The sequence below is a fragment of the Wolbachia endosymbiont (group B) of Apotomis betuletana genome (genome assembly GCF_947250475.1).
Taxonomy (GTDB): Bacteria; Pseudomonadota; Alphaproteobacteria; order Rickettsiales; family Anaplasmataceae; genus Wolbachia.
In genome coordinates this window covers 783,338-795,466 of sequence record NZ_OX366320.1, presented here as the reverse complement: position 1 = coordinate 795,466, position 12,129 = coordinate 783,338, and the positions used below count along the sequence as shown (strand labels likewise).

Annotated in this window: 8 protein-coding genes and 3 pseudogenes; 6 read left to right on the top strand and 5 right to left on the bottom strand. The window is 34.1% G+C overall.

The features are described from left to right. The first annotated feature begins 551 nt into the window (after positions 1 to 551). From ppdK to OOK82_RS03485, 3 genes and pseudogenes are all read left to right on the top strand, one after another. A complete protein-coding gene (ppdK, locus tag OOK82_RS03500) occupies positions 552 to 3,179 on the top strand; it encodes a pyruvate, phosphate dikinase (RefSeq protein ID WP_264686654.1) in 2,628 nt (875 codons plus the stop codon). Between the two features lie 184 nt (positions 3,180 to 3,363). Beyond that, a pseudogene (locus OOK82_RS07705) lies at positions 3,364 to 4,733 on the top strand (hypothetical protein). A gap of 257 nt (positions 4,734 to 4,990) precedes the next feature. Continuing rightward, positions 4,991 to 6,025 (top strand): efflux RND transporter periplasmic adaptor subunit, encoded by a 1,035-nt coding sequence (locus OOK82_RS03485; protein ID WP_264375907.1) that lies wholly within the window; start codon positions 4,991 to 4,993, stop codon positions 6,023 to 6,025. Between the two features lie 50 nt (positions 6,026 to 6,075). Here the strand turns inward: OOK82_RS03485 and OOK82_RS03480 are convergent. From OOK82_RS03480 to OOK82_RS03465, 4 genes and pseudogenes are all read right to left on the bottom strand, one after another. Then, positions 6,076 to 6,896, bottom strand: a pseudogene (locus tag OOK82_RS03480) (IS630 family transposase). A gap of 61 nt (positions 6,897 to 6,957) precedes the next feature. Further along, positions 6,958 to 7,271: pseudogene (locus OOK82_RS03475) on the bottom strand (transposase); the annotation flags it as partial. A 226-nt stretch (positions 7,272 to 7,497) separates the two neighbouring features. Beyond that, the gene (locus OOK82_RS03470) at positions 7,498 to 8,256 is read right to left on the bottom strand and encodes a cell division protein FtsQ/DivIB (protein ID WP_010401947.1); all 759 of its coding nucleotides are present in this window, start codon (positions 8,254 to 8,256) and stop codon (positions 7,498 to 7,500) included. Next, complete coding sequence (locus OOK82_RS03465) at positions 8,237 to 9,190, bottom strand: D-alanine--D-alanine ligase (protein ID WP_039833309.1); 954 nt, start codon at positions 9,188 to 9,190, stop codon at positions 8,237 to 8,239. The genes OOK82_RS03470 and OOK82_RS03465 overlap by 20 nt, the downstream gene beginning before the upstream one ends. A gap of 449 nt (positions 9,191 to 9,639) precedes the next feature. Here OOK82_RS03465 and OOK82_RS03460 point away from each other — a divergent pair, with 449 nt between their 5' ends. Both OOK82_RS03460 and OOK82_RS03455 read left to right on the top strand, forming a co-directional pair. Further along, complete coding sequence (locus OOK82_RS03460; RefSeq protein ID WP_264686649.1) at positions 9,640 to 9,963, top strand: hypothetical protein; 324 nt, start codon at positions 9,640 to 9,642, stop codon at positions 9,961 to 9,963. 160 nt (positions 9,964 to 10,123) lie between these two features. Next, positions 10,124 to 10,390 carry a hypothetical protein gene (locus OOK82_RS03455; protein WP_264704457.1) on the top strand — a complete coding sequence of 89 codons (267 nt, stop codon included), beginning with the start codon at positions 10,124 to 10,126 and terminating at the stop codon, positions 10,388 to 10,390. Between the two features lie 32 nt (positions 10,391 to 10,422). Here OOK82_RS03455 and OOK82_RS03450 read toward each other — a convergent pair whose 3' ends face one another. Then, positions 10,423 to 10,797 (bottom strand): ferredoxin family protein, encoded by a 375-nt coding sequence (locus OOK82_RS03450; RefSeq protein WP_010405211.1) that lies wholly within the window; start codon positions 10,795 to 10,797, stop codon positions 10,423 to 10,425. Positions 10,798 to 10,858: 61 nt separating this feature from the next. Between OOK82_RS03450 and dprA the strand changes: the two genes are divergently transcribed. Next, the gene (gene dprA, locus OOK82_RS03445) at positions 10,859 to 11,935 is read left to right on the top strand and encodes a DNA-processing protein DprA (RefSeq protein WP_010405215.1); all 1,077 of its coding nucleotides are present in this window, start codon (positions 10,859 to 10,861) and stop codon (positions 11,933 to 11,935) included. Positions 11,936 to 12,129: the final 194 nt, after the last annotated feature.

Here is a 12,129-nt window from a genome sequence, read left to right as displayed (position 1 = left end):
ATCCCAGCTCTTAACAGAATATTAAAAGACTTGCAATAGATTTTTTTCATAACTTTCATTTAATAGAAGATTCTTGACAAATCTTGTGTTTATTGGCGAAATTATGGCGGCTGCATGCCTTTTTTTATTTTTTTCTATTCAGCCTAAACACGCTTCGTTTAAGCGTTAGCACATTATCAATTACAGTAATAAAATCAGCACCATGTGGATTCTTTTGCCTTTTTTTGATTGGTAAATTTCTTAACACTTATAGCTAAAGTAATTTAAGAGAGCCAGCGCGTGACTAGTTCTTATTACTTGATCAGTCTTCTGGATCCCAGTGTCTGGGCACTGGGATGACAGGAGTGTGAGATAAGGCTACATTCATACTCCAACAGGAATGACATCATAGAGGTCATTGAGATGACAGACTTGAATGACAATAGGGACACTAGAATGAAAGGGAGAGAGGCTATTTAATTGTGCTGAATTTTACAAAATTTATTACTCCTGCCTGACAAATTTATTAGAATAGTATGTATAGTATGTTTATTAGTGAAAATCCGAAAAAAATGCAAGAAAAGTTAATATATTACTTTAGCCAAAGCAACTGTGAAGGTAATGCAGCAATGAGAAATCTACTAGGAGGGAAGGGAGCAAATCTGGCAGAGATGTGTAACATTGGCATTCCTGTTCCACCTGGTTTTACAATTTCCACTGCTGTTTGTCAGGCCTATTGTCAAGATAATGAATTGTCTTGTGATCTACGTAACGAGATAAAAAACTACATGGCGATGCTCGAAAGTGACATCGGTTGTAAATTCAGGGATTCAAATAATCCTTTATTAGTTTCCATACGCTCTGGTAGTGTGAATTCAATGCCGGGCATGCTTGATACTATTTTAAATGTTGGTCTAAATGATGAAACCGTTGTTGGGCTTGCAAAAAAAAGTGGCGAACGTTTTGCTTACGATAGCTACTGCCGTTTCATCATGATGTACTCCAATGTTGTACTACAGCTTGATCATCACCTATTTCAAGATGTTATTGATAATGAGCAGCAAAAGAGTGGAGCAAAAAGCTTAGCTGATCTTGATGTTAATGTTTTAAAGAAAATTGTTAATGATTTTAAAGAGATAGTATGTGAGAAAATAGGAAAAAATTTCCCGCAGAACGTTGAAGAGCAATTGTTAAACTCAGTTAATGCAGTATTTGCCTCTTGGAAAAATGATAGGGCTGTTTCCTATAGAAGAATACATAATATTCCTGAAAACCTTGGAACAGCGGTCAACGTGCAAGCAATGGTTTTTGGTAATTTAAATGATAATTCTGCAACCGGCGTGATATTTACACGTAATCCTTCAACTGGAGAAAAAAAGCTTTTTGGTGAGTTTTTAGTTAATGCTCAGGGTGAGGATGTGGTTTCTGGTGTTTATACTCCTATGCCAATTGACGGGGAGCAAGAAAGTACCATGGAGAAGTTGCTACCAAGTGTCTACCGAGAATTATGCGCGGTATGTGAAAAACTTGAAAGTCATAATAAGGACATGCAGGATATCGAATTTACTGTACAGGACGGTAAGTTATGGATTTTGCAGACTAGGTCTGGCAAGCGCACAGCCGAAGCTGCTATTCGCATAATAGTTGATATGGTAAACGAAGGAGTGATTACAAAAGAGGAAGGAATATTGAGAATTGATCCAAAAACTTTTGACAATTTATTGCATCCAGTTCTTGATGTTAAAATCGATCAAGAAGTAATAGGCAAAGGACTGCCAGCTTCTCCAGGTGTTGCTTCTGGATATGTAGTATTCAGTGCAAGTGATGCTGAAAAAGCTGCAGAGCAGGGTAAAAAAGTAATTTTGGTAAGATCAGAGACGAGCCCTGAAGATATTAATGGAATGAATGCTGCAAGTGGAATAGTAACAGCGCGAGGAGGTATGACCTCGCATGCCGCTGTTGTAACTCGTGGAATGGGTAAACCATGCATTTGTAGTCTAAATGGACTTTATATTGATAAAGATGAAAAATTTCTTTCTATGGGGGATATAAAAGTAAATAAAGGTGAATCAATCACCATCAATGGAGGAACAGGAGAGGTTATGCTTGGTATTCTTCCTACAATTTTGCCTGAATTATCTCAAGAATTCAAAACGATAATTAACTGGGTAGATGAAATCAAAACAGTGAAGGTGAGAGCGAATGCTGATACTCCAAAAGATGCAAAAATTGCAAAAGAATTCGGTTCAGAAGGTATAGGATTATGTCGCACAGAACATATGTTTTTTGCTAGTGATAGAATCGAATTCATTCAAAAGTTGATAATAGCTGATGATGAAAATGAAAGGACAAATGCATTAAATAAACTCGAAGAAATGCAAAAGTCTGATTTCAAAGAAATATTTTCTATTATGGAGGGCAGGGAGGTTACTATACGTTTACTTGATCCACCTCTACATGAGTTTTTGCCCCACAATCAATCTATTATAGAGAAAATTGCCAAATCACTGAATAAGTCAGTTGAATCAGTAAAAAATAAAATAGCACAGTTATCAGAAAAAAATCCAATGCTTGGCCATCGAGGTTGTAGACTTGCTATTTCTCATCCTGAAATATATAAAATGCAGATTAGGGCAATACTCAGTGCTGCAAGTGAATTAAGGAAAGAAAAGAAGATAGAAGTGAAACCTGAAATCATGATTCCTTTTATCATGAGTGAGAAAGAGTTTATTCTGATATGCGAGTTAATAAAGAAAGAAGCCGAAAATTTCGATGTGAACTATTCAATTGGAACGATGATAGAACTGCCAAGAGCAGCACTTATTGCTGACAAACTCGCAAAACACGCAGAATTTTTTAGTTTTGGCACTAATGATTTAACACAAACAACTATGGGACTTTCACGAGATGATTCAGTTAATTTTCTCGATTCTTATAAGGAAAGCAACATATTCAAAAACGATCCCTTTGAGGTGCTAGATGTCGAAGGGGTAGGGGAATTAATCAGAATAGCTATCGAAAGGGGCAAAAAAACCAGAAAAGAAATTAAACTTGGTATATGTGGAGAGCATGGAGCGAATCCACAGTCCATAGAGTTTTTCATCAAATCAGGGGTTGATTATGTGTCATGCTCGCCTTATAGAGTACTGGTTGCAAAATTAGTGGCAGCACAGCTTAGCATAAGTTTGTTGGGTAAATAGCGATAACTAACTGTGCGAACATAGATTCCGCTAACAAGTAGCGGAATGATGATTTTTCAAATTGTCGATAAATCTAAGTCAGTTTAGCTATTTTGCTGCTGCTTTTTCTTTTCTTAATATCTTAAGAAAGATTGACTTTTTGTCTAAAATAATATAGGATAAAATAATAGTGAGTGAGGTAAAAATGTCAATATCAAAAGAACGTAAGGAATATTTACTAGAAAAGTTTAAATATGCTGCCAAAGAATTTGGCAAGTCTGGTACAAAGTCCAATCATCTAGCAGTACCAAAGGAACAGCAACTCTCTATTGATTTAGGTAATAGAAAAGTTTTTGGTATCATAAATAAGATTCTGTATTGGATAGAGAATAATTTTACTTATTTTTTTCCACGATATAATTTGTTTCCAGAAGTTGGAGTTGAAGGAAGAAAAATTCCTGGAACTAATACAAGGGTTAAGTATTTTAACTCTGATGAACAATTTGATCAAAGAAAATTTATTGGCGAGCAAGATGGGGAACTTAAGTTATACAACTTAGAGGGCAAATTATATGATACAACTGATAAAATTAGTAAGGGTAAAAAGGTTGTGTAGCTTATGTTATCACGCTTGATGGAAAATTAGTAACTCATGAACATATTAATGTTAACAAAAGCGAATGGGCTTATCGTCATTCAACTCTTGCAGGCGGTAAGCCGATTTTATGTTCTGGTTTAATGAAAGTGGTAAATGGTAAAATAACTTATATAGACAATAATAGCGGGCATTATAAACCAGAATCAGCAAACTTATACAATGCAGTGAAAAAGTTAGAAGGTCTATTTTCGAAAGATGCGAAAGTTGTTTGCTTACCATATTGGATTAGCTTGAAAAAACAAATTCCGCTTACACGCAAAATTAATCTAGCCAAACGAGAGCCAGTAGAGGAATTCTTGAAAAGGATGGAGAAAAAAGGGAAAGATGGATTGACTCAATATGAAAGACATTTTGAAAAGATAAAGAAATTTAATGAGCAATATGAACAAAAATTGCTTCTTGCAAACTATAAGTCACCTACAAATGAACTGTCCTACAAACCAACTATACATAAAAAACACAGATTGAAATACTCTGAATATATTAACTTACACCTTAATTTTTTGAAAGAGTTTGATGAAAGTCCTGAAGTGCAAAAAATAGCAATAGAACATTCAATAAGAAGGGTTATTGGAGCAAATTATGGCCATAAGCCTACAGTTGCGCTTGCTAAGGCACAGGTAATAGATAAAGATGGAAAGCTGCAAGAAACGGACGAAATAGTAGGTGTAAATGTTGCTTTTCACCATGAGAATGATCGTGATGGCTTTGCTAAACTTCTAGATTTTAAAAAGTATAGCTATATTTGCGAACCTCATTTGCAAGATAAAAAAAATAGAGCAGATATGGAAAAATTAATGCCCAATAAACATACAGTTTTTATGAGTACAGACCAGGCTAATAAATTTATAAAGGGCACTTTACAAATTAAAATTGATAGTGTTGAGCAATTGGGTGTTGGTTTAGTGATGGGCTAAAGCTCTGTTTAAATATATATTTAGTTTTGTTACAATATTCTTATTTTCATCATATAATATGATGGAAATTTTATGCACAACTTTTTTATTTGATTAAAAATTGCATTTTTGCAATAAAAACTTATTTATTGTAAGAAAACTTGCTCATATAAAACTATTTATAGAGTGACAATAGCTGTGTTATACTTACACTTCTGATTCGAAAACTTATGCAGTTATTTCTAACAAGATTGGTCAATAAATTTTACTGTTTAAGGATGAGAAACAAAGTAATCATCGTTTCTGGTATTGCTCTTATTCTACTGTTTTTTATCAACAGTACATTTTTAAAAAAAGATCAGGCGGTTCATAGTGATAATCCAATTAGTAGTTTTTCAGTAAAAACTCAGGATTATACTCCACAAAATCGCACTGTATATTTAAATTTTTCTGGTACGGTAAATCCCTTGCATAGGGTCAGCCTTGTCTCAAGAACAAGTGGTCAAGTTATTGCTATTTATTTGTCTGATGGTGAAAAAGTAAAAAGAGGCGATGTAATTTTAAAGATAGAAGATTATGACAGAGTTGCACAGGTTGAGAAAGCCAAAGCTTTATTAAATCAGCGTGAAATTGAGTATGATTCCTCTCGAAAATTGAATAAAAAAGGCTATGGAGCACAGATAAGAGTGGAATCAGCTTTTACTGCATTGCAGAGTGCAAAAGCTGACCTAAAAAGGCTAGAATTGGATTTAGAAAACACTGCGATTAAATCTCCTATTGATGGTTATATAGATAAGATCAACGTAAATGAAGGGGATTTTGTTAATCTTGGACATAAGATAACTGACATAGTTAATTTTGATCAGGTTCTTGTAGTGTTGTATGTTTCAGAAAATGAAGTAAATAAAATAAAACTGGGTAGTGCAGCGCAAATTAATTTGCTAGACGGAAGGGAATTAGTAGGTGAAGTGAGTTTTATTAGTAAAATTGCTGAGCCTAAAACTGGATCTTATAGAGTGGAGGTCAAGGTAACTGATAATGAAATTATATCCTTGCAAGGACTGACTGCTAGTGTAAGCCTACCTTCAGGTGAAAAATTTGCATATAAAATTCCTTCTTCAGCCTTGAGCTTAAGTGACGATGGTGTTCTTGGAATAAAGATTGTTGATGACAATAATTATGTAGTATTTACACCAATAGAAATTGTTGATCATGAAAACGATGGTGTTTGGGTGGTGGTAAATAACGAAGATAAGCCTATAAAGTTAATAACATTGGGCCATCTATTTGTTAAGCCTGGTGATAAGGTTTAAGACATAACTTCAGTATCAGTTATAGCCCTTCCCATAATAGTCCAAAAAGGTCATAAGAAAGAAGAATCGACAGCATGACGAAAAGATTTGAATAAAGGAATGTTTTTCCTGGTTCTGTTTTTTATAGCAAACCAATAATATTCAATTTTGTTAAAATCTGGAGAATATGGAGGAAGATATAAAATTTCTGCACCAACTCCTTTAGCAAATCTTATTAGACTTATGAAAAGTAGCATTATCAAGGATAACAGTTTGTCCAGGTTCCAAAATCGGTGTCAGAAACTGCTCAAACCATTTATTAAAGATATCCATATTGCAGTGGCCTTCAAAGGTTAACGGAGCAATTATTTTTCTTCCACTTAAGGCTGCAACCATGCTAATTCGTTGAGTTTTCTTCCCAGATTTTAGGGCATAAAACCGCTGTCCTTTCTGGCAATAACCATAGGTTCAGTGTCCAGACTCATCTATATACACTAATTCTTTAGGTTCTTTTGTTGCTATAACCTTTGAAAATTGAGCTCGCTTTTCTTCATTTCTTTCTTTATATCTGTAGGTCTTTTTTTTCTTGTGAATCCTATATTTTTAAGTGCTCGATGAATTGTTTGTCTACTAATATTGCCCCAGCATCTCTGACTGAGTTTTGCCACCTTGCTCATTTGCAAATTCGGCAAATGCATTCCAGTCGGTAATTTTATGCCACGCTTCCAGGCTTTTTTGACTGAAAATCTCCCGTTTTCTCACGTCTTTTCTTCCACTCATATAAAGTTGTTTTTCCGATCTTAAATCTCTTGGCAACAGTTTCTCCACTCTCTCCTTCATCCAATGCTTCCATTACCTTTTTTCTTAAGTCATAACTATTTGCTACTGGCATCCTTACCTTCCACTACTATCAATCCATCTTACTCTTTTTGGACTATTATGAGAAGGGCTATACTTAAAACCTTTGCTTCAAGTTCGGTTGTTTGCCTTTTTCTGACTACTTGTGGCTCGAAACTTCCTTCTCTATCTCTTGGTGTCAATAGTTCAAATACTTGTCCGTAAAGTCTTTGAATTTCTTCGGTTGTTTTCTTCGCTTTCAGCTGACAAATGGTTTTCTATCTCGCCTTCCCTCTAGCAGTTTTTTTATAAATGGTGTTAATGCTCCATCTCTTCCTGTCAATGGTCTTCCTTCTCGTATAGATGATAAGATATTTGTTTCTAATTCTTTATAGTCTACCAAACCGGTAGTTGTGTTTGCTTGACTCATTGTCAAACCTCCATTTTTTTATCAATTTATTACTTTACTTCTCGGTTTGACACAGTTTATTTAACACTCCCCTTTTTGTTTAGTAATGGTTAATGCTTCCTTCTATAATGCAAAACCCATACTCACCCAACCCAATCAATTACTTGCAATCTGGATTCCAGTTTTAAGCTACTCATATGACAGAGAAAGGGCTACTTGCATGAAATGAAAAGGAGCACCGAGCAGATCACTTCTTCACAAAGATCTTATCAGCAACACGCATATCAATTATGCTCCAATTGCTAAAAGTAAAGTCGGTTGTATTTTGCAAGTGGCTTAAATAATCCCATGCGCTATAAGGATTATCTTCAGGCAATTTTACTGTGGCACTGTTATCGAGTATGATATTCCATCTTCTATTGCCTACATAAACACAAGAAGAAATATGATCACTTAATTGAGTTTTCCTCTCTAGTATATCTTTAATGAATTTTAGGCTTGATAACGAATTTTGTCCTTTGATTATAACGAGGTTATCTATCTGGTAATCATCTACGATTACTTTACCTTCAGAGTCAATTACTGAAGTTCTGTTATCATCTTTCCAAAGAGCAAAAGGTTTGTGTTCATTTACATCAATGCGTAAGGTGTTGGGTAAAATCCTATAAATTCTTACATGTTTTATCCATTCGCTTACAGATTGTATATTATCTGTTAGTTTTGAGAGTGATACATACATGATAGGTTGTGTTCTATCTACTAAACTTAGAATGTCCTGTTCATTTGTAAATTTGTTTCCAGTAACGGTTACTTTGTCGATTGAAAATCCATTGCTAATTAATAAGCTCGATAAGCGATCGTTACACCAAGTAAAGTAGTAATTGAATCGATTTGTTATTTTATCAAGTGAACTATAAAGTACTAGTGTAAGGAAAAGTGCAGTTATAATCATGAAAGCACACTTGCGCAAAAAACTCCTTTGGCTTCTAGTAACATTGTTCAACATCGGCTTGATCTCTAATATTCTTGTGGTGTAAACTGTCTTTGACAATAATTTTAATTAATTCATTAAAATCAATTCCTTTTGTCAATTTTGCAATTTCTGGTACTAACGATAATTCAGTAAAGCCAGGATGTGTATTAATCTCAAGCATTTTTAAAGTGTTATTTTGGGGATTATAACGGAAGTCTGAGCGGGAAACAGTTTTGCATCCTAAAAATTGATGAACTTTTAGTGCGTGTTCCAAGGTCATTCTATATATGTTGTCAGGAATTTTAGCAGGAAATATATGTTCTGCAAATCCATCTGTATACTTTGCTTCATAATCATAGAATTTATTTTTTGGTCGTATTTCCATAGTGCCAATTGCTTCATTCAGCAACACAGCAGTATGTAACTCTATACCCGGTATGTATTCTTCTATGATCATCTTTTCCATTATAGTAGAACTGTTATTTTTCAGCTCTAAGTAATCCTCATGTGAGAAAATCATGTGTACTCCAATGCTTGAGCCTTCGTTAATCGGTTTTAAGACGTACGGATAATCAACTTTAATATTATTTTTTAGCACATCTTCTCGACTAATTACATAACCTCTTGGAGTGTCGATATTAAGAGAATGGAATATATGCTTTGACATCACTTTATTCATAGCAACAGCCGAAGCCATAACTTCTGAGTGTGTATATTTTATACCTAAAATCTCCAGTAAACCTTGAATACAGCCATCTTCACCATAAGGTCCATGTAGAGCAATAAAAGCAAGAGCGGGATTAGTTTTTTTAAGCTTTTGAGCAATGTTGCTATCAACATCTATTTCTATTGCATTATATGAAAGGCTATCAAGCGCCTTCTTTACTGCTTTTCCGCTCATAAGCGATATTTCTCTTTCGCAAGAAAATCCACCACTTAAAATTGCTATAGTTGGAACCATAAGCACCCTAATATTTTGCTATATATCATATATAAAAGATACTTTTATCTTCAATAGAAAAAACGCTTTGAAAAATTCCACAGCTGTACAGATATTGCAATTTGCAGGTGGCAAGTAGTTTTATGTAAACTGGTTCCTTTGTGATCAGACACCAGATTGCAAGTAATACATTGGGTTTTGCATTATAGAATAGGGTTATTGCAAAACATATTTCCTTCAAACGTAAATGGTGTCCCTATATCCTATTGTAACGATAGTTACTTCATGTTTTTGGTGTCTGTATAATACACATCGCCAACTCTTAGTCTTCTAAACCCTTTAAAGCTATGGTGCAAGATTCACTGAATCAACTGTAAGACGTTCCTGTATTGCTTTATTTACTTTTGATTCCATATTTAATATAGTATTAATACTTTTATACTATATTAAATATAATATTAATTAAGGAGAATATTATGTCAGAAAAAGATAATAATCAATGTTCATTAAGTAAAGTTTGTATTAAATCAATCACTGGACCGTTATGGGGAGCGCATTATAACTCAAAGAAGACAATTGAAACAATTAAAGAAGATTTCAAGAATCTAAGCAATAATATTCATTTAACCAATACCAAGTTATGGGGAGAGTATGGTAATTTAAAGAAGACAATTGAAACAATTCAAAAAGATTTCGAGAATCTGAACAATGAACTTAAACCAGACAATATTGATAGTAATATATCATCTGCTGATATATTTTCTGATGAAACGCACATTTACGATTCAATGTCTATTTAACCAAAAAGATGTGAGGCTTCTTTTGTACTCTCTATTTATTCTGAACTTTTCAATAAAGTAATAAACGTATCTGAAAAGTAATTATGCTAATATAAATATTACAATTTTATTAACACATAAATGCTACCGTGGAGTTAGTTTTTTAATTTAGGAGTATATTATGGTTATGTCTACACAAAACTCGAATTCATTAACGTTTCAGGCACGCAACCTATCTCATATTTGCCATAAAAACTGTGAAGAGGCGCTCAATGAAACAGACAAACCTCTGTGCAAGGCTAGATGTGATGCTTTCTTTTCAGTGCCTGAACCTCGTTCACAAATTAGTGAGAAATTAATAGACATTGCAAACAATCTCCGTTTTGAGAGTGCACAATTATCGTCTATGGCAGATGAAATAGATGCTTACAATTCAATGTCTATTTAATCAAAAAAGTGTGAGTCCACTTTCGTACTCTATTACCCTAAATTTTCGTCAAAATAAGCTGTTTTATCCTTTTTTTCTTTATACTCTTCTGCTGTATCTAGGGGTTGCTTTTTAGCTGTGACATTTGGCCACTTTTGCGAATATTCTACATTTATGTTGTAAAATGATTTAAAGATTTTTTGTTCATTGTTCAGTAAGCCTTCATCTAGCTCTAGAATATCTTTTATGGAATCATCAGTTACAATTGCATCTACTGGACATTCAGGTATACACACTCCACAATCAATACACTCATCTGGGTTAATCACGAGCATATTTTTACCTTCATAAAAGCAGTCAACGGGACATACTTCTACACAGTCCGTATATTTACATTTTATGCATTTATCTGTAACAAAATGCGTCATAAAATACTGTATATTTGCATTATCTTGGGTACACTAAACTGATAAGAAATTCAAGCCTTTTATGAAGATAAATAAATTAAATAACGAAGAATTAGAAATATGGCTAAGCTTGGCTAGAACTGTGGGACCAGTAAAGTTTTTTAGTATACTAAGAGCATGTGGCTCACTAGATGAAGTGCTTAAGTATCTTAATGAATTGGCTAACAAGGATTATGGAATTAAAAATGTACAAGAAGAAATTAAGAATGCAGAAAAAATTGGAGCCAAAATAATACCAGCATGTGATCCAGATTACCCTGACATTTTAAGGAATATACCGAGTTGTCCTCCTGTAATAACTACACTTGGTGATATATCATTGTTAAGCCGTGAGATAATTGCAATAATCGGTGGACGTAATTCTTCAATCAATGGAAGAAATTTTGCCAATAAGTTGGCACTTGATTTAAGCGAAGTTGGTTTCATCGTAATTTCTGGACTTGCAAGAGGGATCGATACTGCAGCAAACAGTGTAATATACAAAAATCACCCAACCATTGCTGTCACAGCAAGCGGAATTGACGTAGTATACCCAAGAGAAAATTTTGATCTATACAAAAGAATCACTGAAAATGGCGGGTTAGTAATTACCGAGCTTCCATTTGCTACTAAACCAAAGCCTCAGTATTTTCCCCAAAGAAACCGAATTATATCTGGCCTTTCACTCGGTGTTGTGGTAATTGAAGCATCAAAAAAGTCTGGTTCTCTCATCACAGCAGATTTTGCTTTGAATCAAGGAAGAGAGGTGTTTGCAGTTTCTGGTTTCCCTTTAGATTCACGCTGTAGTGGTAGTAATTATTTAATTAAGAACGGCGCTAAACTTGTTGAATCCGCTGATGATATAGTAGAGAGCGTGAGATTTAGTTTACCGCTTCAGCAAAAAAATCTATTTGATACCGTTGCTGACCAAAAACAAGAAAAATTACAACAGGCAAAATCTGTTATAGTTGATCATATTAACTCTGTACCTGTTGATATAGATGAACTTATATTAGCAAGCGGACTTTCTACCAACATAGCTCTAATGGCTCTTTTGGAACTAGAGACGGAAAATAAAATAGAGCGTTTGCCGGGGAATAAAATATCATTAATTTTCTAGATTGCTTTAGTTATAAATCCACAACCGTACAAACATTATGATTTGAGTCCACCAAGAAAGATGTCATTCCAGCGTGTGACGCTGGCTTTCCGTAATCTCACTAAAAACGTTGTATTTTTACATAACTTTTATACTTACTAACTTAATATATAATCAGAATTCCTAGATTCCAGACTCATGCATCAATAGACCTG